The sequence below is a fragment of the Chelatococcus sp. GCM10030263 genome (assembly GCF_042666455.1).
Taxonomy (GTDB): domain Bacteria; phylum Pseudomonadota; class Alphaproteobacteria; order Rhizobiales; family Beijerinckiaceae; genus Chelatococcus.
The window spans coordinates 600,554-627,022 of the sequence record NZ_JBHTDB010000003.1; the positions used below are offsets into that span (position 1 = coordinate 600,554).

Consider the following 26,469-nt stretch of genomic DNA (forward strand, 5'->3'; position numbering starts at 1 on the left):
CGACATGCTGAGTTTGAGCTTCTCGCCGCTCGTGCCGATGGCCGTAATCTACGGCCTCGCCGTGCTCGTCGTGATCGCGGCCGTCGTGGCCATCATCGCCCGCGGCCTCACAGCCGCCGTGCGGGCGCTCGCACTCGCCCTCCTGCTCGCCGCCCTCGCCAATCCGGCGCTCGTGCAGGAGAACCGGGAAAAGGCCAAGGACATCGTCGCCCTGGTGGTCGATCGGTCGGGCTCGCAGCAGCTCGGCGACCGCCGCGCGCAGACCGACGCCGCCGTGAAGGCCCTCGAAGATCGCCTGAGCCAAGTGCCCGACATCGAGACGCGGGTGGTCGACGTCACCGATGGATCGGGCGACGATGGCACGCGCCTCTTCACCGCGCTCGGCCGATCGCTGGCCGACGTGCCTGCCGAGCGCGTGGCCGGTGCCCTCATGGTCACCGACGGGGTCGTGCACGACATTCCCGGCAGCGCCGACCAGCTCGGCTTCAAGGCCCCGATCCACGGGCTGATCACCGGCCGGCCGGACGAGCGCGACCGCCGGGTGGCCCTCATCGAGGCGCCGCGCTTCGGCATCGTCGGCCGCGATCAGATGCTGCGCGTCCAGACCTTCGAGCGGGGCGGCACGGGCACCATGCGGCTCACCGTGCGCCGTGACGGACAGACGCTGCTGACGCGGGACGTCGTCGCCGGCGCGCCGATTTCGGTGCCCGTCCGCATCGAACACGGCGGGCCCAATATCGTCGAGGTGGAGGTCGATGCGCTTCCCGGCGAGCTCACCACCGCCAACAACCGCACCGTTGTGACCATCGAAGGTGTCCGCGACAAGCTGCGCGTGCTGCTCGTCTCCGGAGAGCCGCATCCGGGCGAGCGCACCTGGCGCAATCTCCTGAAGTCGGACGCCAATGTCGATCTCGTCCACTTCACCATTCTGCGCCCGCCCGAGAAACAGGACGGCACGCCCATCAACGAATTATCGCTGATCGCCTTCCCGACTCGGGCCTTGTTCCAGCAGCGCATCAAGGACTTCGACCTCATCATTTTCGATCGCTACGCCAACCAGAGCGTGCTGCCGTCGATCTACTACGACAATATCGTGCAGTTCGTGCAGGACGGCGGCGCCCTGCTGGTGGCCGCCGGCCCCGAATTTGCCGGCCCCGCGAGCCTGGCGCGAACCTCGCTGGGCGAGGTGCTGCCGGCCGAGCCGGACGGCCGCGTCGTCGAGCGGCCGTTCCGGGCCGCAGTCACCAATACCGGCCAGCGCCACCCGGTCACCCGCAACCTGCCGGGCGGCAACAGCAATCCGCCCGCCTGGGGGGACTGGCTGCGCCTGCTGGGCGCGGATGTGCATGGCGGCTCGGTGGTGATGTCCGGCGCCGACAATAGCCCGCTGCTCGTCCTGCAGCGCGAGGGCAAGGGCCGCGTGGCGCTTCTTCTCTCCGACCACGTCTGGCTGTGGGCCCGCGGCTTCGAGAACGGCGGTCCGCAGGTCGACCTCCTGCGCCGTCTCGCCCATTGGATGATGAAGGAGCCGGAGCTCGAGGAAGAAGCGCTTCGGGCGAGTTCGCGCGGCAACACGATCACCGTCGAACGCCAGACCATGGCGGACCAGCCGCCGCCGGTGCGCCTCACCAGCCCGAGCGGCCAGGAGAGCGAGCTCGTGATGCGGCCGTCCGAGCCGGGGCTCTTCACCGCCAGCCTGACAGCACCGGAGCTCGGGCTCTATCGGCTGGCGAGCGGCGATCTCACCGCCTTCGTCAGCGTGGGTCCGGAGAACCCGAAAGAACTGGCTGATGTCTTCAGCGACACCGACCGGCTCGAGCCCATTGCGACGGCCACCGGCGGATCCGTGCGGCGGGTGGCGAGCGCCGGCGGCGGGCTGGACATTCCGCGCATCATGACCGTGTCCAGCGGCTCACGTTTTGCCGGCAGCGACTGGATAGGCCTCAAGCCGAGCGACAGCGCCATCATACGCGGCGTGACCGTCGTGCCGCTCGGTCTCGGCTTCGCGGGTCTTGCCTTGCTCGCCGGCGTCGTCCTGGCGGCCTGGCTGGTGGAGGGCCGCCGCACGCGCCGGGCGTGATAGCGGCTGTCCAGTTTAGGTCACACCTCGGCCGTCGCCGGCAGCAGCATGCCTTCAGCCGCCTCCAGGGCGCCCGGCTTCAGGGCGCAATAAAGGAAGCGCCGCGCATCCACCGGGCCGGGCAGCTTGAGACGGCCGGGCGGGACGATCTGAAAGCCGAAGCGGCTGTAGTAGGGCTCATCGCCGACAAGCACCACGAGGCCGTGACCGTCGGCCCGCGCGGCGTCGAGCGACATGCGCATCAAGGCGGCCCCGATGCCGCGGTTCTCGAAGGCCGGATCGACCGTCAGCGGGCCGAGCACCAGCGCCTTGGCGCCGTTCGACGCCTTGACCTCGGTGAGGCGCACGGAGCCGACGATCAGGGTGCCGACGAGCGCCGTGAAGGAGAGATGGGCAAGATGCGGCACGCCCTCGCGCAGGCGATAGGCCGTGCGTGCGAAGCGACCCGGCCCGAAGGCCCGTTCATGGAGCTTCTCGATCGCACTGCCGTCTTCAGGCAGTTCGTGGCGCAAGTTCAGCGTGAGATCGGTCATCGCGAGGTCTCGGAAGCCGTCGAAAACGGAATGGGATTTGGACAGGACGGAAGCACCGGCTGCCGCGTTGCACCGTCTCGGCGCGCGCTGCCGGTCCAGCAAGGCTTATCGTCGTCGCAGCAGTCCCATGAGGCTCACGGCCGTCGCTTCCCGGTGACATAGGGGCAAAACCGCGTGGCCTCTAGCACGCGCGGCCCGGCGCGTCCACAGTTCCAGCCGCGCAGCGGGCGTGGAATCGTGCGAGACTGTTCTCTGTGCGGAAGGAGTGAACCATGGGCGTTTTGGTGAATGGAACTTGGCAGGACCGCTGGTACGATACCGCCAAAACCGGCGGCCACTTCGAGCGCGAGACGTCCCGCTTCCGCAACTGGGTGACGGCCGACGGCGCGCCTGGCCCGAGCGGCGAAGGCGGCTTTACCGCCGAGCCCGGCCGCTACCACCTCTATGTCTCCCTGGCCTGCCCCTGGGCGCACCGCACGCTCATTCTGCGCAAGCTGAAGAAGCTCGACGACGTGATCAGCCTGTCGATCGTCGATTCCTTCATGGGATCGGACGGCTGGAGCTTCAGCGATGCGCCGGGCACCCTGCCCGACACCGTCCACCATGCGGCCCATCTCTACGAGGTCTACGTAAAGGCCGATCCGGGCTATTCCGGCCGCGTCACCGTGCCGGTGCTGTGGGACCGCCGACGCGCGACGATCGTGAACAACGAATCCGCGGAGATCATCCGCATGCTCAACACGGGCTTCGCCGCCTTCACGGATGTCACCTACGATCTCTATCCGGAAGATCTCCGGGCGGAGATCGACCGCACGAACGCCTTCGTCTATGACGCGATCAACAACGGGGTCTACAAGGCGGGCTTCGCCACGACCCAGGCGGCTTATGAGGAGGCATGCAAGGCTCTCTTCGCGGCCCTCGATGACATCGAGACGCGTCTGTCAGGCCAGCGTTATCTCGTCGGCTCCCGGCTGACCGAGGCCGACTGGCGGCTCTTCACAACGCTCGTGCGTTTCGATGCCGTCTATGTCGGGCATTTCAAATGCAATGTGAGGCGCATCGCGGACTACCCGAACCTGTCGAGCTATCTGCGCGAGCTCTACCAGATCGACGGCATCGCCGAGACTGTGAACTTCGATCATATCAAGCAGCACTACTACCGCAGCCATCGCACCATCAACCCGACCGGCATCGTGCCCATCGGGCCTGAACTGGATCTCGCAGCCACGCATGATCGCGCGCGGCTCCCCGCCGAAGGCTCGCCTTTCACCACAGCGGGCTGATGACGGCGCCCTCACCGATTTCCTTTAGGCGGCGGCGCGTGGCCTGCGAGGTGTCCGCCGGCAGGGCATCCAGCGGAAAGAAACCCGTTTCGACGATCTCCGCATCGCGCGCCTTCGGCGTGCTCTGGACGAAATGTCGCGCTACGAAAACCGCCACATGGTCGCGGCTCGGCGCGCGTCCATTGAAAAAGACGCCATGCAAGGCGGGCGGCTGCGTCAGCGTGATGTTGCCCTCCTCCTGAAGCTCCCGCGAGAGCGCTTCGAGCAGGGTTTCGCCCGGTTCCACCCCGCCGCCGGGCAGATGCCAGCCCTTCACGTAACTGTGGCGGACGAGGAAAACCGCATTCCGCTCGTCGATGACGGCAGCCCGCACCCCGAGCGTCAGCCCCCGCGACAAACGCCAGTACAAATGCATCAGGCGGTAGATCAAGGTCAAAGCTGCCCATCCACTTCGGTCGAAGCCAACTCAACCCACCACATTCTATGCAGAGATCGCATAGCGCCAGCATCCGGTTCGAGACATTATTTCTCTATATTTAAATCGATTTGATTCACAGACGATATTGCGACGCAGCCATTGCACGAACGGGCATTCATAGCGTTGAATTGGTGATATTTCGGTCAACAGATGCCGATGTTCGGCAGGGACTCTCGCGGTGCGGGTGCCCTGCCGATGGTTGTCGCTGTGGTCAGCTTCGGCCGATCATCGGCATCTGCTCAGACCGCGCTCACGGTCCCCAGTTTAGGGTTTCCTAGACTGGGGACTTCTCACAGGCAAGCAGCCGTTGTACGACACGGAGCCTGATCTTTCGCGACTCTCCCGCAAGATCTGGCAAGCTTGACCTGTGCGGCGCGACGGCCGCCAACATGATCGAGCCATTGGCCTCGGGAATTGGTATTTTCGCCGCGCATGCTTCTTGCTCACATCTCCGATCCGCATATTGGTCCCCTGCCCGCGCCGAAGCTGCGCGAGCTCATGGGCAAGCGCTTCACGGGCTATGTCAATTGGCGTCGCGGCCGGGCGGCGATCCATGACATGCCCCTGCTCGACCGGGTGCTGTCCGATCTCGCCGCGCAGAATGTCGACCATGTTGCCTTGACCGGCGACATCACCAATATCGGGCTCGCCGCTGAATTCCCTATCGCACGCGCCTTCCTCGAGCGCCTCGGCACGCCCGACCACGTCACCTTCGTGCCCGGCAACCACGACGCCTATGTACGCGGCTCGCTGAAGGCGCTGACACGTTCCGTCGCGCCTTGGATGCAGGGCGACGACATGAAGCAGGACGCATTTCCCTTTGTGCGGCGGCGTGAGGGCGTGGCGCTCGTCGGCCTGTCCTCGGCCGTGCCGACGCTGCCCTTCGTGGCGAGCGGCACGCTCGGCGCCAAGCAGCTCGAGCGCTTCGCCACCATCATGACCGCACTCGGCCGGGAAGGGATCTGCCGGATCGTCCTGATCCATCACCCGCCCTATTACGAAGGCGCCAAAGCCGGCCGGCAGCTCACCGACTCCGACGCCTTTCAGGCGATCATCGCCGCGACCGGGGCCGAGCTCATCCTGCACGGGCATAATCACCGCACCTCGCTGGTGCGCATCAAGGGGCCGAAAAAGCCGGTGCCGGTGCTCGGCGCGCCCTCCTGCTCGGCGATCCGCGGACTTTTCACCCATCGCGCAGGCTACCACGTGATTAGCGTTGAGCCGGACGGCCCCGAGACACGCTTCGTGGTGCGCACGCGCGGGCTCGACGCTTCGAAGACCACCATAGGGCCGGTCGGCGAAATCGCCGTTTCCTGAGCATCGACGTTCTTACCCCGCCCTCGCAAGGCGGAATTTTCGGCTTTGCGCAAGCGATGTCCTGTCAACGCTCCCGCATTGCCACCTAAATCGACGTCGGTCCGAACAGCCGCTCCAGAAACGCGGGCACGGGCATACCGGATGCCAGAAACCACAGCACGGCTTGGAAGATGGCAGCGCCGATAAGCCCTCCGAAAAGGAAGGTGAAGATGATGTCGCCCCAATCGAACCGCCGGGCGGGACGCGCGGGTGGCACCGCCGCGGCAGCCGGCTCCTCCGTCGGGAGCTGAGCCGCCGGCGCTGGCAGCGCGTGCTGCCGGTCCGGGCCCTCATCGGCCGGCGCGAAGACCATACGGCTGTTGGAAAGCGCCCGTTCACGCTCGACCAGACGGCGGGCGACGTAGTCGGTGACCGCGGTGGCGATGACCTCCACATCTTCGCTTATTGCGACGACGACGCGTCCACGACGGGTATCGACCTCGAAGCGGTAGGTGCGGCGGTCGCGCTCCATCTCGACGAAGGCGAGAACGTCGATGTAGCAGCGCGGCCGGTCGCCCGCGACGATGCCGTGGTCGAAGAGATCGACCTCGGCGGGAATCTGGGCGAAGATCGCCTCCAGCCGCGCCTGCAGGAGGTCGAGCCGCGCGAATTCCTCCTCGCGCAGGTCCGCGACGATGCCCGCCCGCTCCACGTCGTCGAGCCGCGCCCTGCGCACCGCCTCGCGCAGGTCATGAGCCTTCTTTTCGGTCGGGTCCGACACGCAGCAATGCCCTCGTGATCTCGACAGTCCACCGGCGAGGCGCCGCCTCGCCTTCCCCTTTCGCGCGTTGCATCTTATAGGCTTGAGGTCGGCTTTGGTTCCCCGCCGCCTCCATTGATGTCGCGCCACCGGCGCCCATGCAAGCCTGAAAGACCGAGCGATGGATGCACCCTCCTCCACATTGCCCGCCAGCGCCCTCAAGGTCCAGGAAGCCGCCGAGAGGCTCGGCCTCCCCATCGCCATTCGCATCATGAACGAGCCGACGCGCACGGCGGACGAGGCCGCCGCCGCCTGCGGCACGACCGTCGCGCAGATCGTGAAGTCGCTCGTCTTCGAGGGGGCGACGAGCGGCGATCCCTATCTCCTCCTCGTTTCCGGCAAGAACCGGGTGGACGAGAAGGGCGTCGCCGCCATCCTCGGCGAGGGTCTCACGCGCCCCGACGCCGACCGGGTGCGCGCATGGACCGGCTTTGCCATCGGCGGCATCCCACCCTTCGGCCATGCGACGGCGCTGAAGACCTATATCGACGAAGATCTCATCGCCTTCGACGAGGTCTGGGCGGCCGCCGGAACCCCCTTCAGCATCTTTGCGGTGTCGCCGAAGGCGCTGGCCGAGGCGCTCAACGCGCCGGCGATCCAAGTCGCCTGAGGCGGTCGAGGAGCGGTCGCTCGCCCCAGCGATGGGCGGCGAGCGCGAGCGCCACCGCGGCGAGATAGGCGAGCGCGACGAAGCCCCAGGGCCCGAGAAGAGCGCCGAGTGGCGTCCGCGCCTCAAGCTGCCCCAATGCGCGAATGGCGAAGGGATGCAGCAGATAAAGCGCGTAGGAGGCATCGCCGAGCGCAACGAGGAAGCGTTCGAAGACCGGCGGCCGGCCCGTTTCGCGCCCGAGTACGGCGGCCGCGACGATAAAGGCGGCCGGAATGCCGTAGCCCAGGAACTGCGGCACGACGCCGCCATCCGCGGCCGAAAGGTCCAGATGCAGCAGGAAGAAGCCTGCAGCGATAAGGGCAAGCCGCAACAAGCCCGGCAGCCGCAGCCCCTGCGCCCGGAGGAGCGCGAGCCCCATGCCCAAAGCGAATTCGAGCACGATGGTGTCGCCCCAGAAGCCGAGCGGTAAAGGCCAGGGTCCGAGATAGCGGTTCCCGGCCACAAGGAGGGCGAGACCGGCCGAGGCCGCCGCCACCGCCCAGCGCCGCGGCAACGCAATGGCCGCCGCGAAGACGAAATAGAAGAGCATCTCGAAATTCAGCGTCCAGCCGAGCGAATAGACCGGCTGCACGAAGCCGTCGGCGCGCATGAAGGGGATGAAGAGATAGGAGGCGATGATCTGCCACAGGCTCGGCGCATCGCTGTTCAGCACGCGCGGCGCAATCAGCGCAACGGCGAGATAGATCGTGGTCGCGATCCAGTAGAGCGGCACGATCCGAATGAGCCGCCGCGTCAGGAACACACGCCGGGCACCGACGCGGCCGAAGAGATTCGCCGAGGCATGCACCATGACGAAGCCGGAGATGACGAAGAAGATGTCGACGCCGGAAAGCCAGGGCAGAAGGTCGCCGCGCGTGAAGGCAAGGCCGAGATGCGCCGCCACCGCCTCTGCATCGTGCTGGGCATGGTGCACCACCACCATGGAGGCGGCCATGGCGCGCAGCATCTGGACGAGGAGAAGCCGTTCAGCCGGACCCTGATCGGGCTTGCCGGGCGGGGCGATCATGGGGCGACGTCGATGACGTGGAAGAAGGAGCCGGAGACGGGGCCGACCTTGTGGCCGGCCGGCCCGAGCGCCTGGCCATAGGCGTCGGTAATCTCGGCGAGCGCGGCGCCCTCTCCGGCGGAGAGGACGCTGGCATAGTGGAATTCGTGGCCGCGCGCCGTGGCGCCGGCCGGCGCGAAGGTCGTCGCCGCCGTGAAGGTCGCGCGGCGGTAGCCGAGATGGAGCTTGCGCTTGGCAAAGCTCGTGGCGAGCGGCAGGAGCCCGGCCATGGCGTGGCTCGCGCCGGTTGCATCCACCAGCGCTTCGCCGAGCACCATATAGCCGCCGCACTCCCCATGCACCGGCCTTGTCGTCGCAAAACGGCGAAGGCCGTCCAGAAACCGGCTATTAGCGGCGAGACGCCCGGCGTGCAGCTCGGGATAGCCGCCCGGCAGCCAGCAGACGTCACCATCGGCGGCCGGCGCCTCATCGGCGAGTGGCGAGAAGGGCAGGATTTCCGCGCCGGCCGCCCGCCAGCCCGCGATCACATGCGGATAAACAAAGGAAAAGGCGGCATCGTCGGCGATGGCGATGCGCTGTCCGGGCGGCGGCACAGCGGGCCGGGAGCCCGTCGAACCCGCAGAGATCTGCGTCGGCTGCGCCAGGGCGACGACGCGATCGAGATCGATATGTGCCGCGACGAGGTCGGCGAGCGCATCGAGCCGGGCGTCCAGGGCTTCCGTCTCGCGCGCCTGGACGAGGCCGAGATGCCGCTCCGGCAGCGCCACCTCACCGCGCGGCAGGGCGCCGAGAACCGGCAGACCGATCGCCTCGATCGCCTCGCCCGCCAGCCGCCGGTGGCGCTCGCTGCCCACCTTGTTGAGGATGACGCCGCCGATCACGATGCGTGGGTCGTAGCGCGCAGCCCCTAGCGCCATTGCCGCCGCCGACTGCGACTGGCCGGAGACATCGAGCACGAGGATCACCGGCCAGCCGGCGCGAGCCGCGATATCGGCGCTCGATCCGGTATGCCCCGCGGGTCCCGGCACGCCGTCGAAGAGCCCCATCAGGCCCTCGGCGACGACGAGGTCGGCGCCCGTCCCCTGCTGACGGAGCAGCGCACCGAGCAGATCCTCGCCCATGGCCCAGCTGTCGAGATTGACGCCCGGCCGGCCGGCGGCGCGGGCGTGAAAGGCCGGGTCGATATAATCGGGCCCACATTTAACCGGCGCGACGGCGAGGCCCCGCCGGGCGAGCGCACGCATGAGGCCGAGCGCAACAGTCGTCTTGCCGGCGCCGGAGCGCAGCGCCGCGACGAGGAGGCCCGGCGTCATTCGTCCGCCCCGTCCTGCGACGCATCCGGCGCGATGCCGGAACGCAGCTGTTCGCGCAAGCTGACGATCGCCCCGATGGCCACGATGGCTGGCGCCTCGAGCCCGGCTTCCGTCGCATCGGCCACGGCGCGGGCGAGCGTCGTTTCGACGACGCGCGCATTCGGCAGGGTCGCCGAGGAGACAACGGCGACCGGCGTTGCGCCGTCGGCGCCGCCCGCCATCAGCGCCGCGGTAATGCGCGGCAGGTTGGCGAGCGCCATATAGAGCACGATCGGCTGGCCGAGCCTCGCCAGCGCCGCCCAGTCCGGATCCTCGTCCGAGCCTTCGGCCGCGTGGCCCGTGGCGAGCACCACCGCCTGGTTGGTGCCGCGGGTGGTCGCCGGGATCTGGACGCTTGCAAGCCCGCCGAGCCCGGCCGTGATGCCGGGGATGATGCGATAGGGCACGCCCGCTGCAACGAGCGCCAGCGCTTCTTCGCCGCCACGGCCGAAAACGAAGGGATCGCCTCCTTTGAGACGTAGCACCCGCTTGCCTTCGCGCGCCAAGGCGATCAACCGCCGGGTGATGTCGGCCTGCTGTGGCGACGGCTTGCCGCCGCGCTTGCCCGCATATTCGAGCACCGCCCCGGCCCGCGCCAGCGCGAGCACGCGCTTGTCGACCAGTGCATCGTAAATGACGATATCGGCCTCGGCGAGCGCATTGACCGCATGCAGCGTCAGCAGGCCGGGGTCGCCCGGCCCCGCGCCGACGAGCCAGACCTCTCCCGGCCGGAAGGGCGGGGTGAGGGAACGCAACCCGCCGCCGTTCTGTTCGCTATCGAAGTTGGTGTCGGTCATTTAGCTTTTGACGACGGCTCGCCCGTAGGACCAATGTCCACCGTCATGGTCGGGCTTGTCCCGGCCATCCCGATGCGGAGAGCGACAGCGTCAATCCGATCAGGACCCTGGGTCTCTTCAACCGAAAAACAGGCAAGCCCGATTTCGGCACAAGGCCGGGGATGACGGAGTGTTTCTGGCGTCTCGCGAACGGCTCTACCCTCAAGATGACGCGACGGCAAGGAGGCGCTACAGAACTTGCCATGAAGGACGATGAAACGTCTGGCTCACGGCCTGATCTGCGCCGAGGCTGGACGACGGGCACCTGCGCCACGGCCGCGACGCGCGCCGCCTATGAGGCGCTCGTGACGGGCCGCTTTCCCGATCCCGTGACCGTGCGCCTGCCCGGCGGCGGCGAGCCGGCCTTTGCGCTCGCCACGCAGCGGCTGATGGACGATGCGGCGGAGGCCGGCATCGTCAAGGATGCGGGCGACGACCCGGACGTGACGCACGGCGCCCTCATCCTGTCCACTGTGCGGCGTGGCACTCCCGGCAGCGGCGTCACTTTCCGGGCTGGCACCGGCGTCGGCACGGTCACCCTGCCCGGCCTGCCGCTGCCGCCCGGCGAGCCCGCCATCAATCCCGTGCCGCGCGCCATGATGGCCGGCGTGATCGAGGAAGCCGCGAAGGCGCTCGCCGGTCCGACCGACATTGTCGTGGAGATCGCGGTGCCCGGCGGCGAGGCGCTGGCAAAGAAGACCATGAACCCGCGGCTCGGCATTCTCGGCGGCATCTCCATTCTCGGCACGACGGGCATCGTCGTGCCGTTCTCCTGCTCGGCCTGGATCCATTCCATCTACCGCGGCATCGATGTCGCGCGCGCTCTCGGTATCGACCATGTGGCCGGCGCGACCGGCGCCACCTCGGAAAAGGCCGCGCAGCAGTTTCATGGCCTGCCCGAACAGGCGCTGATCGACATGGGCGATTTCGTCGGCGGGATGTTGAAATATCTCCGCCGCCATCCCGTGCCGCGCGTCACGGTGGCGGGCGGTTTCGCCAAGATGACGAAGCTCGCGCAAGGCAGGCTCGATCTCCACTCGCGCGCCGGCGAGGTAGATCTCGACTGGCTCGCCGGCCTTCTCGCAGCGACCGGCGCCCCGGCCGATCTCATCGCCCATGCGCGGCGGGCCAATACCGCGCTCGAAGTGCTCAATGCGGCGAAAGCCGCGGGCATACCGATCGGCGAAGCGATCGCCCGCCATGCCTGGACGACGGCCGCCGCCGTCCTCGCCGGCAGCGGCATGATGCTCGAAATCCTCGTCTTCGACCGCGACGGTGGGCTCGTGGGGCGATCGCCATTTCAAGCGGTAGAGTAGCCGTCCCGCGAAGAGCGCGGTTCGCCCCCCAGCGCTGCCTCACCTCTCCCCGGCGGGGAGAGGTCGCGCCGCAGGCGCGGGTGAGGGGTCACCAGGTCGCACGTCTTTCCAATGCGACAAGGATCGTTTCGAGCACAAGTCGATGTGCTCGTAGATCTCCGCATTCGTGACACGAAGGATCTCGTAGCCCGCAGCGCGGAGCATCGCTTCGCGCCTGTGGTTGGAGGCGAGTTCTGCGTCCGTCGAAGGATGTGTTTTTCATCGACGATGTCCCCCTCACTCAGCCCTTCGGGCCGACCTCTCCCCGCCGGGGAGAGGTGGGCGCGCGCTTTATCCCGCCTCCCCACCGCGAAAGCGCCGCACATAATGCGCGCCATAAAGCGCGCTTTCGGAAAAGTCTTGGGCCGCGAGTGCGGGCCCGACGAGGATCGTCGCCGTGCGCTCCACCGGCTCGGCCGCCATGGCGGCTGCGATGGTGGACAGCGTGCCGCGGATGATGCGCTCGTCCGGCCAGGTCGCCCGCGCGACGATGGCAACGGGACAGTCCGGCCCGTAATACGGCGTCAGCTCCGCGACGACGCGGTCCAACACATGGATCGAGAGATGGATGGCGAGCGTCACGCCGGTCGCGGCGAAAGCCGAGAGCTTTTCGCCCTCGGGCATGGCGGTGGCGCGGCCGGAGGTGCGTGTCAGCACGACGGATTGCGCGACCCCCGGCAGCGTGAGCTCCCGTCCGAGCGCCGCCGCAGCCGCCGCGAAGGCCGGCACGCCCGGCGTGATGCTGTAGGGAATGCCGAGCCGATCGAGCCGGCGCAACTGCTCGCCCATAGCGCTCCATATGGAGAGATCGCCGGAATGGAGCCGCGCCACATCCTGGCCGGCGGCATGGGCCTCGGCCATCGCGGCGATAATGGCGTCGAGCGCGAGCGGCGCCGTATCGACGATGCGCGCGCCCTCCGGGCACCAGCTCAGCACCTCGCGCGGCACGAGCGATCCTGCATAGAGGCAAACCGGACAGCGCGCCACGAGATCGCGCCCGCGCACGGTGATGAGATCGGCCGCGCCGGGCCCGGCGCCGATGAAATGGATGGTCATGACTTACCGTTTCTTCGCAAGCGCGCAGGTGACAACCGCCGTCGCGACCCGCGCCTGAATGAGGTCCGCCCCGGTGCCGGCGCCCGCCAGCGCTGCCGCCTCCGCCACGGAGGGCACACCCTGCGCCGCCTCGCTGCGCGCCGAATGCGTGGCGCAGCCAGGGGCCGCGCGCTGCATGTCGTCCCGGCTCACTGCCATGAGCGGCAGAGCCCGCATGGCGGCAAAAACCTCAACGGCCGGGCTGTGCTTCGCCTCGGGCACGGCGATCGCGCCGACCACCGCCACCGGCATGCCGGCCGCCGCGAGCGTCGCTGCAAGCGCCGCGTCAAAATCCTCAGCCGTCGCCGCTTGGCGAAAGCCGAAGCCGGCGACGATATCCCCGACTGTGCTCACGACTTGCGCGCCCGCCATTGCACCACCGGCCGTGCCGGCCGCCAGCCCTGGAAGCGGCCGATGGGTTCCGCCCGCTCGATGCCGATGCGCGTGAGCTCGCCGCCATGGAGTCCCTGGCCGGCCACGAGCGCCGCCTCCCCTTCGAGCGTCACCGCATGGGCGACGAGCCGCCCGCCGGCCGGCAGCGCCGCCCAGCAACGGGCGATGAGGCCCTCGCGGCTGGCGCCGCCGCCGATGAAGATTGCCTTCGGCGGTGCGAGCCCGTCGAGCACCTGCGGCGCCTCGCCTTCGACGACCGCAAGCTCCGGCACGCCGAGCGCTTCGGCATTGCGCGTGATGCGGCCGGCGCGGTCGTTGCGCGCCTCGACGGCAATGGCGCGCAGCGAGGGATGGCACAGCATCCATTCGATGGCGACCGAGCCCGAGCCGGCGCCCACGTCCCACAACAGCTCGCCTTGGCGCGGGGACAGGGCGGACAGGGCGAGCGCGCGCATTTCGCGCTTGGTGATCTGCCCATCATGCTCGAAGAATCCGTCATCGACCCCGCTGGCGAGGGGAATGACGCCGGCATCGGGTGCGGCGATGACCGTGAGCGCGATCGTGACGAGCGAATCGATATCCTGCAGCGCGAAGGAGGCGGCGACGCCGGTGCGCACCCGCTCCTGCGGCCCGCCGAGGCGCTCCAGCACCGTGACGCGCGAGGCGCCAAAGCCGCGGGCGGAAAGGAGCGCCGCGATCTTGCCCGGCGTCGTGGCGTCCCAGGCGAGCGCCAGGATGCGCGCGTCCGGCTGCAGCAGGGGAATGAGTCGGCTGAGCGGCCGGCCGTGCAGCGAGACGGTGGCGACATCCTGCAGCGCCCAGCGAAGGCGGGCGGCGGCAAGACTGAAGGCAGAGGGCTGTGGCAGCACCGTCATATCCGCGGCAGGCACAAGGTCGGCCAGTACGCTGCCGATACCGTAGCAGAAGGGGTCGCCGCTCGCGAGGACGGCCACCAGCGTGCCACGCCGGGCGAGGATAGCGGGAAAGGCATCGGAGATCGGGCTCGGCCAGGAGAGCGCCTCCCCCTTGACGAGGCCCTCCACCAGCGCGAGATGACGCCGGCCGCCGACGACGAGCCCGGCCCCGCCGATCAGCCGGCGCGCCTCGGCGGTGAGCCCGGCGATGCCGTCCTCGCCGATGCCGATGACGGCAAGCCATGGCGACGCGACTTGGGAAGGACCCGACGACATGGCCTTAAAGCTCCTGCTGCTCGGCGGCACCACCGAGGCGAGCCGCCTCGCCGCCCTGCTCGCCGGCCGGCCGGATGTGGCGCCCATCCTGTCGCTGGCCGGGCGCACGCGCGACCTCGCCCCCTCGCCGATCCCGCGCCGCATCGGCGGCTTCGGCGGCGTGGACGGGCTGATACGCTTTCTGCAGAACGAAGGCATCGCGGCCGTTGTCGACGCCACCCATCCCTTTGCCGCACAGATCTCCGCCAATGCGACCAAAGCTTGCACCGCGCTCGACCTGCCGCTCGCCCGCCTGACGCGCCCGGCGTGGACGTCGCAAGCCGGCGACCGCTGGCAGGAGGTCGCGAGCGCCGAAGCGGCCGCCGCAGCCCTCGGTGAAGCGCCGAAGCGCGTGTTCCTGACGGTCGGGCGCCTGAGCCTGCACGCTTTCGCGGCAGTGCCGCAGCATCATTATCTCGTGCGCACCATCGACGCGCCGGATGGGCTCGCCTTGAATGTCACACTCATCCAGGCGCGCGGCCCCTTTTCGGCCGACGCCGAGGAGGTGCTGATGCGGCGCGAAGGCATCGAGATCCTTGTGACTAAGAACTCCGGCGGCGAGGCGACTGCGGGCAAGCTCGTCGCGGCACGGCATCTCGGGCTTCCCGTGATCATGGTCGCCCGGCCGGACAAGCCTGCCGTGCCGACATTCTACGCGCCGGAAGAGGTGATGGGGTGGCTGGAAACCGCAGCCGCATCCAACCTCCCACTCGAGGGGGGAGGTCGGTCGGCATAGCCCTCCCCCTCGAGGGGAGGGTGGTGGCGCCGCGTCACACCTCATGCCCCACCCCATAGCTGCGCGGCGTATAGACAGCCGGCCCGACCGGGCGCTCGATCACACGGGTCTGCGACGAGCCGACGATGACGAGGGTCGCCATGTCGGCCACCATTCCCGCCGCCTCATCGAGCCGGCAAATGGTGATCGCCTCATCCGGCCGCCCGACCGCACGGGCGAAGACGACCGGCGTCTCGGCCGCACGGATCTCGCCGAGCGCCGCAAAAGCCTCCGCGAGGCGATGCGGCCGGGCGCGCGAGGCGACATTGTAGAGCGCGAGCACGAAATCAGCCTCGGACGCCAGGCGAAGGCGCTTGAGCACGACATCCCAGGGCTTCAGATTGTCCGAGAGCGACACGGCAGCGAAATCATGGCCGAGCGGCGCCCCCAGGCGTGCCGCGGCGGCCAGCATCGCGGTGACCCCCGGCTCGACGACGACCTCCAGCGCCCGCCAAGCGGCGGGGCCAGCCTCGATGGCCTCGAAGACGGCAGCCGCCATCGCGAAGACGCCGGGATCGCCGCCCGAGGCGACCACGACGGCGCGCCCCTCGGCGGCGAGCGTCAGCGCATGCTGCGCCCGCTCCAGCTCGACCCGATTGTCGCTCGCATGCAGCACGCGGCCGGGCTTCGCAGGAAGGCGGGCGAGATAAGGTCCGTAGCCGACCACGTCGGTGGCCGCGTCGAGCGCGGCGCTCGCGGCGGGCGTGATCCAGCGCTCCGGCCCCGGCCCGAGCCCCACCACGGTGAGCCGCCCCGTCACGGCCGCCTGCCCTCCCCCGGCACCAGCACCATGGCGAAATAGGGCGCGGTCTCATCGGTGACAGCTTCGAGCGGCAGGATGCGCTCTTCGCTCATGGTGCCGCGCTCCACATAGACCGCGCGGCTGCCAAGTCCCGCCGCCGCGAGCGCCCGCCGCACCTTCGGCAGGTGCCGGCCGAGCTTCATGATGACGGCCGCATTCGTTGCCTGGAGGCGGTCGGTCAGCATCTCTTCGGACAATGTGGCCGGCAGCACGGTGAGGATGTCGTCACCCCAGGTGATGGGGGTTGCCGCACGCGTCCAGGCGCCGGCCATGCCGGTGACGCCGGGCACCACCTCGATCGGCCAGCGGCCGTAGAGCCGCCGCCAAAGATGCATGAAGGAGCCGTAGAAGAAGGGATCGCCCTCGCAGAGCACGGCAACGCTCGCGCCCGCCTGAAGCTCGGCGGTAATGGCGGCCGTGCTCTCCTCGTAGAAGGCCGCGAGCTGCGTTCGGTATTCCTCCGTATGCGGCGCGATCTCCGTGGTCAGCGGATAGACGAGCGGCATCTCGCGACAGTTGCCGGAGAAGAGGCCGGCGGCGATGGTGCGCGCATGGCCCGGCCGGCCGCGCTTGGCGAAGAAGGCGACGACCTCCGCCGCGCCGATCACCTTCGCGGCGCGCAGCGTCATATAATCGGGATCGCCGGGGCCGACCCCGACCCCGTAGAGCGTGCCGCCATTGACCGCCTCGCTCACTCCGCATCCCTCGCGAGTGCATTGACCGCCGCCGCCGCCATGGCGCTGCCGCCCTTGCGGCCGGCAACGATCAGCGCGGGCAGGCGCCCGTCGGCCATCAGCGCCTCTTTCGACTCGGCCGCACCGACGAAGCCGACCGGCAGTCCGATGACGGCGGCCGGCGGCGCGACGCCCTCGTCGAGCATTTCGAGCAGGCGAAAGAGCGCCGTCGGCGCATTGCCCACGACGACGAGCGCGCCGGCCAGTCGCGGCCGCCACAGCTCCATGGCGGCGGCCGTGCGCGTATTGCCGAGCTTGCCGGCCAGTTCCGGCACGGCCGGATCATCGAGCGTGCAGATCACAGCATTGTCGGCCGGCAGGCGTGCCCGCGTGATGCCGTTCGCCACCATCTTGGAATCGCAGAGTATCGGCGCACCGGCATGCAAGGCGGCCCGCGCCGTCCTGGCGAAATCCGCGGACATGCGAATGTCGCGCGCCACCTCCACCATGCCGCAGGCATGGATGATGCGCACGGCGACCCGCTCCTCGAGCAGCGAGAAACGCGCAAGATCCGCTTCGGCGCGGATGATGGCGAAGGAACGCCGGTAGATCTCGGCGCCGTCGCGAATGTAGTCCCGCTCAGCCATCGGCGGCCTCGAACATGCTGCAGAGTTCCTTGTCGGTGAGACGCACGAGCGTCGCCGCGCCGCCGGAGGCGGTCAAGCGCGCGAGACCGGCGGCGGCACGCGCCGCGTCCATGTGAACGAGCGGCCTAGCACGGGTCGAGCGCCCGCGCACGAGGCCATAACGGCCATTTTCGCCGATGAAGGTCAGCGCCGCGTCAGCCGGCCGGGCGCAGCCCTTGGCGCAGCCGGAGATGTGCAGGTTGAGGCCGGCGGCTGCAAGGGCCGGTACGGTGGCGGCGATGAGCGCCGCGTCGGCCTGAGTGGCGGTCTCGCCGCTCGTGCAGGCCGACTTGCCCGGACAGGCGGCGATCGCAAGCCGGGGATCGCCGGGATCGGTGATGAAGCCGGCGGCTGTGGCGTCCTCCAGCGCAGGCGCCATCACTGCGCCGGCGCGGCCGGGAATATGGATCTGCCGCCACGGCCCGAAGCGCATTTCGCCGATACCGTATGCGTCGGCAAGGACCGCAAGCCGGTCGAAGCCGTCAGCCGTCATACGCCCGAAGGGGGCGGCGACCGTGAGAACGCAGCGGTCATCAAGTGGCCATAGGCCGACAACCGGGGGGCCTCCCCGGGAGACCTCCCCCTCCGCGCAGGCCGAAGGGCGCGCGTTCACCTCTCCCCGGCGGGGAGAGGTCGGGCGCACAGCGGCCGGGTGAGGGGGTGATAGGCTCATGCAGGGAGAAACGTTCCCCCTCACCTCAGCATTTTCCCCGCCGGGGAGAGGGGACCACTCGCCCGCTCGGCGCGCCCGCTCCGCGGCCGCTGCGCTCTGGCCAGAAGCATCCAGTCCCGCACGCGCGACCAGCCGCGCCCGCGCCGCGGCGTCGAGTTCGCGCATCCGCCGCGCGGAGCCGGCAACGGCGACAAAAGCGCGGGCCAGCCGCTCGGCTGTCGCCGGCAGCGCATCGGCGGCGCAGAAGCCGATCCAAGATGGGCCATCGCCGCTGTCGAGCCCGATGGCCCAGCGGTCACCCCCGCCATTGCGCTCCGCTCGAAAGCGGACATCCGCGGCGACATCGTCGAGCGCCACCGCCCCGCCGTCGTCAACGAGCCACAGGAACTTGTCGGGAAGGGCGGATCCGTCCCCGGCTCCTGGACTGGTCGCGGCGATCCCGTCATCCCCTCTCCCCGCTTGCGGGGAGAGGGTTAGGGTGAGGGGGGAAGCCGGGACAGCTGGAGAACAGTACCCCTCACCCGTCCGCTTCGCGGCCGACCTCTCCCCGATGGGGAGAGGTAAACCAGCGCCCTTCCCAAGAAGCGTGGGAAAGCTTGTCAGCGCGGCCTCCAGCGCACGCGCCGGACCGCTCGCATCGCAGACTGCGGTGGGATCGAGCCCGGTGAGCGGGCTCACCAGCATATTGCGCATGGCCTCCGCTTGCGTCGTGGCATCGAGAAGGCCGGCCGCGGCAAGGCTCGCCTGTGCATCGTCGAGCGTTTCCGGCTTGAGGCCCCGGAGCTGCAGATTGCCGCGGCTCGTCAGGTCGACGAGGCCGTTGCCGTGGCGCCGCGCGACATCCGCGACGGTGTGTGCCTCTTCGGCGGTGAGCCGCCCGATGCGCGGGCGGATGCGCAGCAAAAAGCCGTCGCCGGTCGCCATTGGGCGGAGCGCGCCGGGGCACCAGCCGCGGCGCAGGGATGCTTGCGTTGGCGCGCTCATTCCGCGGCCTCCGCCGGTTCGCCCAAGGCATTCGCCAAGCGCGCGAAGACCGAATTGCGCCGCGGCTGCCAGAGCCCGCGCCGCAATGCCTCGCTGAAGCGTGCGGCCATCGCCTTGCCGGCTGACGGGTTCACGGCCATCACGCGGCTCCACACCGCCTCGTCGCCGAGATAAGCGTCGAACACCGCCTCGAATTGCCTGGAGGTCACCACATCGGTCGTTGCGGCGAAGGCATAGAGCGCATCGACCCCTTGCGCGAGCTCGGCGGCGCCGCGATAGCCGTGCCGGAGCTGGCCCTCGATCCAGCGCGGATTGGCGAGCCGGCCGCGTACGATGCGCGCGATTTCCTCGCCCATGAGGCGGGCGCGCGGCGCTTCGGGCCGGCTGGTGTCGAGATGGATCAGGGCGGGCGAGGCTCCGAGCGCCGCGGCTGCGGCCGCGAAGCCGCCGACGAAATCGGCCACATCCTCGGTATCGAGTGCGTCGCGCTCGCGATCGTCCTGGGCGTGGACGAGCGCATCCGCCGCCTGCACGCGGGCGCGAAAAGCCGCGGCCGCCGGGCGCGCGCCGCCATCGGCCTGAAGTGCATAGGCGCCGGCCGCGAGATAGGCCTCGCCGAGCCCGGCGCGGCTCTCCCATTCCCCATCGAGCACGGTGCCGGAGACGCCCGCGCCATAGGTGCCGGGCGCGCCGGAGAAGATGCGGTCGAGGCTCGCGCGACGCCGGCGCGCCGCCGCCAGCGGATTGACGTCATCGCCCTCGTCGAGCGCGGCGATCGCCTGCACCGCCTGATCGAAGAGCGTGATCTGCGCCGCGAAGGCATCGCGGAAGAGGCCGGAGACGCGCAAGGTCACATCGATGCGCGGCCGGTCGAGCTTCGGCCCGGGCACGATCGCGACGCCTGTGACACGGCTCGACGCATGATCCCAGGTGGGACGCGCGCCCATCAGCACCAGCGCCTCGGCGAGATCATCGCCCCCGGTGCGGAGCGTCGCCGAGGCCCAGAGGTCCATGACGAGGGCGCGTGGCCACTCGCCATTGTCCTGGAGATAGCGCCTGAGCACCTCGGCCGCCGCCCTCTCGCCCACGACGAGTGCGGTGCGCGTCGGGATGGACCGTGGGTCGAGCCCGGTGAGATTGCGCCCGGTCGGCAGCACGTCGAGCCGGCCGCGCGTCGGCGCGCCCGCCGGGCCCGGCGGAACGAAGCGCCCGTCGAGCGCCGCGAGCAGCGCCTGCCGCTCGGCGCCCGGCGCGGCAGCCAAGCGCAGCGCAGCTTCCGCCCACGCCTCCCCTGCCATGGCGGCCATGGCGGCCGCCGCCTCGGCGAGCGGTGCCTCGCCGAAAACATGAAGCCCGTCGCGAATGGCGAATTCCTTGAGGTCGCAGAGCCAGGCATCGAGCGCGGTGATCAGCGCCTCGTCGTCGGCCGCCTCCGCCCCGCATTCGGCGGCGAGCCCGCTCGCCCGTGCCTTCTCGACGATCGCCGCCCTGAGCAACAGCTGGCGCTTGCCGTCGAGGCCGTCGGCCGCGGCATATTCGTCGATCAGCGCTTCGAGCTCGGCGGCCGGACCGTCGAGCCCCGCCTCCATGATGGGCGGCGTCAGATGGCCGATGGTCACGGCGCCAATGCGGCGCTTGGCGACCGCCGCCTCCCCCGGATTATTGACGATGAAGGGATAGATCACCGGCAAGCCGCCGGTCAGCACCTGCGGCGCACAGGCGGGAGATAGGGCTACCGTCTTGCCCGGCAGCCATTCGAGCGTGCCGTGGGTGCCGAGATGGACGATGGCATCGAGGACTTCTGTCTGGGCAAGCCAAGCATAGAAAGCGCAATAGCCGTGGCGCGGCGGCAGCGCCGGGTCGTGGTAGCTCGCCTTGCGCTCGGCGGTGCGGCCGCGCTCGGGCTGCAGCGCGATCACCACATGGCCGGCACGCAGAACGGGGAAGCTGAAACCGTCGTTGAAGGCCGGATCGTCCTGCGGCTGCCCCCAGGCGCCGATGACGGCCTCGCGAAATGGGGTGGACGTGCCGGCGAGCCACTTTTCATAAGACGCGAGCGAGAGCTGCGCCCGTTCCCGGCCCGCTTCGAGCTGCGGCAGCACGGCCGTCGCGTCGACAGTCTCGACCGCATAGCCGGCCTCGCCGAGGAGCTTCAGAATGCCGGCCGTGCTGCGCGCCGTGTCGAGCCCGACCGCATAGCCGGTGCGGCCACCGCGCGAGGGATAATCGGCGATGACGAGGATAAGCCGCCGCTCGGCAGGGGGTTTGCGCGCGAGCTTCATCCAGCCCGCGGCACGATCGGCGACGAGCGCGATCTGATCGGGGTCGGCTTGATGGCGGATATGCGCGAATTCGAGCGCCGGATCGCGCTCGGTCTCCGCCTTGAAGGAGATGGCAGTCGTCGCGATGCGCCCGTCGATCTCCGGCAGGGCGATATTCATGGCAACATCGGCGGGGCCGAGCCCGCGCGGGCTCGCCTCCCAGGCCTCGCGGCGCGCACCGGCGAGCACGACCTGCAGGACCGGGCAATCGGCGCGGTCGAGCACGCTCGTGCCGTCCTCACGCAGCGCCGAGAAGGCGGTGGTGTTGAGGATGATCGTCGGCCGGTGGCGAGCGATCAGGTCCTCGACCACCGCGATCGCCGCCTCGTCCTTGAGGCTCGTTACATAGACCGGCAGGGGCATGAGCCCCCGTGCCGCGAGCGCCTCGCCGAGCGCGTCGATGGGCGCGGTATCGCCCGCGAGATGGACGGAACGGTAGAAGAGGATGAGCGCGACGGGGGCTCCCCCTCTCCCCGCTCGCGGGGAGAGGTCGGCCGCCAAGCGGCCGGGTGAGGGGCGTTGATTTTCCTGTTGAACTCCCCCCTCACCCTGTCCCTCTCCCCGCAAGCGGGGCGAGGGGACCAAGCCGTGAACGTCACGCGCCTGTGAGGGCGCGTCCCCCCCCTCCCTACCCTCCCCCACGAGGGGGGAGGGAAAGGCGGCCGTAGTGCCTTCTTCGTTAGCGAGCGAAGCAACACCCGCCGCAGGCACGGGCTGCAGCGGCCGAACGGCGAGCGCCCGCCCGAGCCCATTCGCCATCAGCCTGAGCGCCTGGCGCAGATTGTCGACGCCGCCAGCGCGAAAATAGCCGTCGAGCCCCGCATAGGTCTCGCCGGGAACCGTCGAGAGTTCTTCGAGCCGCGGGTCGGGCCGGTCGTCGCCGGAAAGCGCCGTGAGCAGTGCGCCGCGGCGGCAGCAGCTTGCGGCGATCTGGTCGAGGCCATAAGCGAGATAGTCGCGCCCGCCGAGGCAGCGCAGCAGCACGACGCGCGCATGGTTGATGACGGCCTCGACATAGAGGTCGACGGAGAGCGGATGGCGGAGATGCTTGAGGCTCGCCAGCCGCAAGGTCGGCAGATGCGCCTGCTCCAGCCCGTAAGCGACGGCGAGCGCCGACAGATCCGTGTCGGTGAAGGAGAGCACGACCATCTCGGCCGGCGACTGAGCGAGATCGACCGGCGTTTCCGCCTCGTCGAGCCCGACCGTGGTCACCGGCAGGAGATGCATCGCCCTTCCCTCAGCCCGTGATCGCTGTGGTGATCGCCGCGCGGTCGAGGCCCTTCTGGCCGATCACCACGAGGCGGCCGAGGCGCGCTTCGTCCTGGCGCCACGGCCGCTCGAACTGCTGCTGGAAGCGTTCGCCGACACCCTGCACGAGAAGCCGCAAGGGCTTGCCCGCAATCGCAAGGAAGCCTTTGATGCGCAGGATGTCGTGCGTCGCCGCGGCCTCGCGCAGCCGGGCGACAATGGCTTCTGCTGCCCGCTGTTCGGGGATTTCCACGATGAAGCTGTCGAAGTCGTCGTGGTCGTGCTCGCCCGCCGCGTCGTGATGCGAGTGACGGGCGTCGAGATCGCTCTCGGCGGCGGCATGAAGGCCGAGCAGCACCTTGGGGTCGACCACGCCGTCGCGCGTGGTGATGACCTTCACCGCCCGCGGCACCGTCTCGGCGATCTCGGCGCGCACCCGCGCCTCGTCCTCCGGGTCAAGGAGATCGGACTTGTTGAGGATGACGAGATCGGCCGACAGAAGCTGGTCCTCGAACACCTCCTCGAGCGGATTGTCGTGATCGAGCGAAGGGTCGGCAGCCCGCTGTCTGGCGAGTTCCTCGGGATCGTCGGCAAAGCGCCCTGCCGCCGTCGCCGGGCCGTCCACCACGGTGATGACGCCGTCCACGGTGACGCGCGAAGAAATCGCCGGCCAGTTGAACGCCTTCACGAGCGGCTTCGGCAAGGCGAGCCCCGACGTCTCGATCAGGATATGCTCCGGCGGCCGCTCCTTGCCGAGGAGGCCTTCGAGCGCCGGGATGAAATCGTCCGCCACAGTGCAGCAGAGACAGCCGTTGGCGAGCTCGACGATGTTGTCCTCCGGGCAGGCCTCGACGCCGCAGCCCTTCAGGATCTCGCCGTCGATGCCGACGTCGCCGAATTCATTGACGATCACGGCGAGCCGCCGGCCGTCGGCCTGGCCGAGCACATGGCGCAACAGGCTCGTCTTGCCCGCGCCGAGAAAGCCCGTGACGATGGTGCAGGGAATTTTCGCGCTCGCCGCATCGGGACTTGTCATCGCGGTTCATCCATCGGTTTGAAATCGAGCGGCGGCACGCGCGCCACGACGCTCTTGCGGAAGGGCAGCGGGCGCTCGCGCCAGGGTATGATGCCGTCGGCGGTCGCCGCAAACTGGCGCGCGGCCGTGACGATGTCGTCGACATTGCCGTCGGCGTCGAGATCGCCGACGACATAGGTCCATTTGCCGGGCGCAGCGAGCGCCACCGTGCAGGGCCGACGGCAGACGGAGAGGCAGGCGACGGGCGTGACCGTGACCTCCGCGTCGGCTGCTAGACGGTCCGCGAGCCTGGCGGCAAGCCCGGGCCCCGGCTCGTCATAGGCCTTGCCGTCCGCATCCGCTTCGGCGATCGGCCGCCGGCAGGTCACGCAGACATAGAGCGTGACGCCGGGCTGTGCGGCGCTCATGACGCGTGCGGCTTGAACCGCTGCCAGAAGAAGCCGACGGCGACGGCGACGCTCGCCCAGAGCGCGGCATTGACTACGAGCGAAGTGGCCGCGAAGGCGCCGGCGAGTTCGGCCGGCGCGCCGCTCGCATAGACCTCCGGACGCGGTGCCCCGATCACATGCGGCGCGAGCAGCAGCAAGAGGCCGGCGGCCTTGGCCCAGAGCCCTGGCGTGCGGATGAGAAGCCAGAGCGCGGCGGCAGTGGCCACGGCGGTCCCCATCCACCAGATCTGGCGGGCGAGCAGCGGCGCGGCGGCGCTGCCCGGCAATTCCGGCGCGAGCCCCAGCGCCGGCGCGAGCCCGGTGGCGATGAAGGCGGCCGCCGCCCAGGCGAGCGCACGCCTCCCATCGATCGGATCGCCCGAGAGGACGAGGCCGGCCATGAGAATGAGGGCAAAGCCGATCGCCGTCACGACGGTCGCGAGGCTCGTGAAGGCGGTCCGCTCCAGGCCGTCGGTCGGGCTCCAGCCCGCCTCGTCATGGGCGCCTTCGCCATGGGAATGCGCGAGAATGATGGTGGCGCCGGAAAAGCGAAGACCCGCCGCCGGATCGAGCGATGCATGTCCCGCCGGCTTTTCGAAGGCTTCCCCCGCGAGGATCAGCGGAGTCGTGGTGAAATGCTGTAGGACCGCAATCGCAAGTCCCGCAACAAGGCCGGCCGCAAGTGCGACCGCCAGCACGCGATTGAGCATGTCGCGGTCAGTGGCAGGGAAAGCTCAGCGCATGCCGCGTGTCGTGTGCGGCATTGTGGATCGCCTCGGAATGGGCGAAGCCCGTCACGAAGACGAGCGCGACGCCCATCGCGAAGGCAACGAGCGCGATCTTGAGAGCATCGGTCCGCGAACCGGCGCGGGTCTCGGCATAAACTTGCATGATAACCTCCTTGGCCGCCCCACCGGCAGCCGCCCGAGTTGACACAGGCGAAGGCAGGTCTCCTGGCTCACGGTTCGCCGCCTCGTGCCGCCTTCCCGGACCCTCGGATCCAGTGGCATCGTGGCGCGAGACTTACCGCTCACAGTTGCGGGGGCAGCTCCGGCATTGGGTCATCGACCCGCACCGGAATTCCCTTTCAACCTCTCGCGAGGACCTTCGCGGGCTCAGCTAGACGTGGTCTCGCCGCAAAAGTCAATCAGGCCGCATATCCTCGATCAGCCTGTCGCGGTGGAGGAGCGCTGGAAAGACGCGCGTCCACAAAAGCGCGATGAGGATGGTGCCGGCGCCGCCGACGACGACCGCCGGAACGACACCGATGAAGGCCGCGAGCGTCCCCGATTCGAACTCGCCGAGCTGGTTGGAGGCGCCGATGAAAACGGTGTTCACGGCCGCCACGCGCCCGCGCATGGCATCGGGCGTGTCGGCCTGCACCAGCGTCTGGCGCACGAAGACGCTGATCATGTCGGCTGCACCGAGCACGGTGAGCGCGCCGAGCGAGAGGAAGAAATTGGTCGAGAGCCCGAAAACGATAGTGGCAAGGCCGAAGATCATCACGGCCGTGAACATGCGATATCCCGCACGCCGCGCCAGAGGCCTGTAGGCCAGAAGAAGCGCCATGGCGGCTGCGCCGACCGCCGGCGCGCTGCGCAGCAGCCCGAGCCCGACCGGCCCGATACTGAGGATCGTCGCCGCATAGATCGGCAGGAGCGCGGTCGCGCCGCCGAGCAGCACGCCGAAGAGATCGAGCGTCACGGCGCCGAGAATGACCGGCTTGGCGCGAATGAAGGTGAGGCCTGCGATCAGCGTCGCCCAGTCGACCTTCGGCGGCGGGACCTTTTCGGCGCGCAGGCGGACGGCGGCCATGCAGATAGCGGCGCAGGCGAAGAGCAGGCCCGCGCCGGCCAGCGCGACCTCGGAGCCCGCCACATAGAGCAGTCCGCCGATCGCGGGGCCGGTGATCACCGCGACCTGAAAAATGGACGATCCCCAGGCGATCGCCCGGCCGAAGAGCTCCCGCGGCACGAGATTGGGCAGGAAGGCCTGGCTCGCCGGCTGATAGAACGCGCGCGAAACGCCCATGAGGACGACGAGCGCATAGATCGGCCAAATGACCGGCGGCTTCATGAAGGCAAAAGCGGCGAGCCCGAAGGCGATGACCGCATTGAGCCCGTAGCAGGCCAACATGATGAGCCGCCGGTCCACCCGGTCGGCCGCATGGCCCGTGACAAGGACGAGGCTGATGACCGGCAGAAAGGCGGCGAGCCCGACGAGCCCGAGCGCGAGCGCGCTGCCGGTCAGGTCATAGACGAGCCAGCCGACGGCGACATCGGTGATCTGCTGGGCGACGGACCCCGAAAACCGCGAGCCGAGAAACCACGTGAAATCCCGTTGTCTGAAGATGGTCCACGGGGAACTCGGAGAAATCGCCGTCATCGGTCCTGCATCGGCCGTGGGAAGTTACATG

Annotated in this window: 25 protein-coding genes and 1 riboswitch; of the genes, 6 read left to right on the forward strand and 19 right to left on the reverse strand. The window is 69.3% G+C overall.

Translation table 11 applies throughout. From position 1 onward, the window contains the following. The first annotated feature begins 4 nt into the window (after positions 1-4). On the forward strand, positions 5-2,080 hold the full coding sequence (locus ACFQU1_RS07385; RefSeq protein ID WP_378130856.1) for a hypothetical protein: 2,076 nt from the start codon (positions 5-7) through the stop codon (positions 2,078-2,080). Positions 2,081-2,100: 20 nt separating this feature from the next. Here the strand turns inward: ACFQU1_RS07385 and ACFQU1_RS07390 are convergent, their stop codons facing one another. Beyond that, positions 2,101-2,613, reverse strand: coding sequence for a GNAT family N-acetyltransferase (locus ACFQU1_RS07390; RefSeq protein WP_378130859.1), 513 nt, complete (start codon positions 2,611-2,613; stop codon positions 2,101-2,103). Between the two features lie 272 nt (positions 2,614-2,885). On the opposite strand from ACFQU1_RS07390, the gene ACFQU1_RS07395 reads away from it, so the two are divergent. After that, entirely contained in the window at positions 2,886-3,896 is a 1,011-nt protein-coding gene (locus ACFQU1_RS07395; RefSeq protein WP_378130861.1) for a glutathione S-transferase family protein, read from the forward strand. Here ACFQU1_RS07395 and ACFQU1_RS07400 read toward each other — a convergent pair. Further along, positions 3,880-4,311, reverse strand: coding sequence for an NUDIX domain-containing protein (locus ACFQU1_RS07400; protein ID WP_378131612.1), 432 nt, complete (start codon positions 4,309-4,311; stop codon positions 3,880-3,882). The genes ACFQU1_RS07395 and ACFQU1_RS07400 overlap by 17 nt on opposite strands. A gap of 495 nt (positions 4,312-4,806) precedes the next feature. Here ACFQU1_RS07400 and ACFQU1_RS07405 point away from each other — a divergent pair, with 495 nt between their 5' ends. Continuing rightward, positions 4,807-5,691: a metallophosphoesterase family protein gene (locus ACFQU1_RS07405; protein WP_378130863.1), complete on the forward strand. Its 885-nt coding sequence runs from the start codon at positions 4,807-4,809 to the stop codon at positions 5,689-5,691. Between the two features lie 85 nt (positions 5,692-5,776). Here ACFQU1_RS07405 and ACFQU1_RS07410 read toward each other — a convergent pair whose 3' ends face one another. Next, entirely contained in the window at positions 5,777-6,451 is a 675-nt protein-coding gene (locus tag ACFQU1_RS07410; RefSeq protein WP_378130865.1) for a hypothetical protein, read from the reverse strand. Between the two features lie 160 nt (positions 6,452-6,611). On the opposite strand from ACFQU1_RS07410, the gene ACFQU1_RS07415 reads away from it, so the two are divergent. Then, positions 6,612-7,100, forward strand: a complete 489-nt coding sequence (locus ACFQU1_RS07415; protein ID WP_378130867.1) for a YbaK/EbsC family protein — start codon at positions 6,612-6,614, stop codon at positions 7,098-7,100. On the opposite strand, the gene ACFQU1_RS07420 is transcribed toward ACFQU1_RS07415, so the two are convergent. The 3 genes from ACFQU1_RS07420 to cobA are packed head-to-tail and all read right to left on the reverse strand — an operon-like array spanning position 7,072 to position 10,315. Next, a complete protein-coding gene (locus ACFQU1_RS07420) occupies positions 7,072-8,166 on the reverse strand; it encodes an acyltransferase family protein (protein WP_378130869.1) in 1,095 nt (364 codons plus the stop codon). The genes ACFQU1_RS07415 and ACFQU1_RS07420 overlap by 29 nt on opposite strands. Next, a complete protein-coding gene (locus ACFQU1_RS07425) occupies positions 8,163-9,479 on the reverse strand; it encodes a cobyrinate a,c-diamide synthase (RefSeq protein WP_378130871.1) in 1,317 nt (438 codons plus the stop codon). Before ACFQU1_RS07425 ends, ACFQU1_RS07420 begins: the two co-directional genes overlap by 4 nt. Continuing rightward, a complete protein-coding gene (gene cobA / locus ACFQU1_RS07430; protein WP_378130873.1) occupies positions 9,476-10,315 on the reverse strand; it encodes a uroporphyrinogen-III C-methyltransferase in 840 nt (279 codons plus the stop codon). Before cobA ends, ACFQU1_RS07425 begins: the two co-directional genes overlap by 4 nt. 242 nt (positions 10,316-10,557) lie before the next feature. Here cobA and ACFQU1_RS07435 point away from each other — a divergent pair, with 242 nt between their 5' ends. Further along, positions 10,558-11,670: a cobalt-precorrin-5B (C(1))-methyltransferase gene (locus ACFQU1_RS07435; RefSeq protein WP_378130875.1), complete on the forward strand. Its 1,113-nt coding sequence runs from the start codon at positions 10,558-10,560 to the stop codon at positions 11,668-11,670. Positions 11,671-12,000: 330 nt separating this feature from the next. Here ACFQU1_RS07435 and cobM read toward each other — a convergent pair whose 3' ends face one another. From cobM to cbiE, 3 genes are read right to left on the reverse strand one after another with little or no spacing between them, the layout of a single operon-like run. Next, positions 12,001-12,765, reverse strand: a complete 765-nt coding sequence (gene cobM / locus ACFQU1_RS07440) for a precorrin-4 C(11)-methyltransferase (RefSeq protein ID WP_378130877.1) — start codon at positions 12,763-12,765, stop codon at positions 12,001-12,003. Positions 12,766-12,768: 3 nt separating this feature from the next. Next, complete coding sequence (locus ACFQU1_RS07445; RefSeq protein ID WP_378130879.1) at positions 12,769-13,158, reverse strand: cobalamin biosynthesis protein; 390 nt, start codon at positions 13,156-13,158, stop codon at positions 12,769-12,771. Further along, on the reverse strand, positions 13,155-14,387 hold the full coding sequence (cbiE, locus tag ACFQU1_RS07450; RefSeq protein ID WP_378130881.1) for a precorrin-6y C5,15-methyltransferase (decarboxylating) subunit CbiE: 1,233 nt from the start codon (positions 14,385-14,387) through the stop codon (positions 13,155-13,157). Before cbiE ends, ACFQU1_RS07445 begins: the two co-directional genes overlap by 4 nt. On the opposite strand from cbiE, the gene ACFQU1_RS07455 reads away from it, so the two are divergent. After that, positions 14,386-15,162, forward strand: a complete 777-nt coding sequence (locus tag ACFQU1_RS07455) for a cobalt-precorrin-6A reductase (RefSeq protein ID WP_378130883.1) — start codon at positions 14,386-14,388, stop codon at positions 15,160-15,162. The two genes, cbiE and ACFQU1_RS07455, sit on opposite strands and share 2 nt — an antisense overlap. A 34-nt stretch (positions 15,163-15,196) precedes the next feature. On the opposite strand, the gene cobJ is transcribed toward ACFQU1_RS07455, so the two are convergent. From cobJ to ACFQU1_RS07505, 10 genes are all read right to left on the reverse strand, one after another. After that, on the reverse strand, positions 15,197-15,961 hold the full coding sequence (gene cobJ / locus ACFQU1_RS07460; protein WP_378130885.1) for a precorrin-3B C(17)-methyltransferase: 765 nt from the start codon (positions 15,959-15,961) through the stop codon (positions 15,197-15,199). After that, positions 15,958-16,698 carry a precorrin-2 C(20)-methyltransferase gene (locus ACFQU1_RS07465; RefSeq protein ID WP_378130887.1) on the reverse strand — a complete coding sequence of 247 codons (741 nt, stop codon included), beginning with the start codon at positions 16,696-16,698 and terminating at the stop codon, positions 15,958-15,960. The genes cobJ and ACFQU1_RS07465 overlap by 4 nt, the downstream gene beginning before the upstream one ends. Continuing rightward, positions 16,695-17,324 (reverse strand): precorrin-8X methylmutase, encoded by a 630-nt coding sequence (locus ACFQU1_RS07470; RefSeq protein WP_378130889.1) that lies wholly within the window; start codon positions 17,322-17,324, stop codon positions 16,695-16,697. The genes ACFQU1_RS07465 and ACFQU1_RS07470 overlap by 4 nt, the downstream gene beginning before the upstream one ends. Next, entirely contained in the window at positions 17,317-19,020 is a 1,704-nt protein-coding gene (locus ACFQU1_RS07475; protein WP_378130891.1) for a hypothetical protein, read from the reverse strand. Before ACFQU1_RS07475 ends, ACFQU1_RS07470 begins: the two co-directional genes overlap by 8 nt. Beyond that, positions 19,017-22,568, reverse strand: a complete 3,552-nt coding sequence (gene cobN, locus ACFQU1_RS07480; protein WP_378130893.1) for a cobaltochelatase subunit CobN — start codon at positions 22,566-22,568, stop codon at positions 19,017-19,019. Before cobN ends, ACFQU1_RS07475 begins: the two co-directional genes overlap by 4 nt. A gap of 10 nt (positions 22,569-22,578) precedes the next feature. Then, on the reverse strand, positions 22,579-23,625 hold the full coding sequence (gene cobW, locus ACFQU1_RS07485; protein ID WP_378130896.1) for a cobalamin biosynthesis protein CobW: 1,047 nt from the start codon (positions 23,623-23,625) through the stop codon (positions 22,579-22,581). After that, complete coding sequence (locus ACFQU1_RS07490; protein WP_378130898.1) at positions 23,622-24,032, reverse strand: DUF1636 family protein; 411 nt, start codon at positions 24,030-24,032, stop codon at positions 23,622-23,624. Before ACFQU1_RS07490 ends, cobW begins: the two co-directional genes overlap by 4 nt. Next, on the reverse strand, positions 24,029-24,763 hold the full coding sequence (locus ACFQU1_RS07495) for a CbtA family protein (RefSeq protein ID WP_378130900.1): 735 nt from the start codon (positions 24,761-24,763) through the stop codon (positions 24,029-24,031). The genes ACFQU1_RS07490 and ACFQU1_RS07495 overlap by 4 nt, the downstream gene beginning before the upstream one ends. A gap of 7 nt (positions 24,764-24,770) precedes the next feature. Further along, positions 24,771-24,944 carry a CbtB-domain containing protein gene (locus ACFQU1_RS07500; protein ID WP_378130902.1) on the reverse strand — a complete coding sequence of 58 codons (174 nt, stop codon included), beginning with the start codon at positions 24,942-24,944 and terminating at the stop codon, positions 24,771-24,773. 34 nt (positions 24,945-24,978) lie between these two features. Beyond that, positions 24,979-25,177, reverse strand: a riboswitch (cobalamin riboswitch). A gap of 19 nt (positions 25,178-25,196) precedes the next feature. After that, the gene (locus ACFQU1_RS07505; RefSeq protein ID WP_378130904.1) at positions 25,197-26,438 is read right to left on the reverse strand and encodes an MFS transporter; all 1,242 of its coding nucleotides are present in this window, start codon (positions 26,436-26,438) and stop codon (positions 25,197-25,199) included. Between the last annotated feature and the right edge of the window lie 31 nt (positions 26,439-26,469).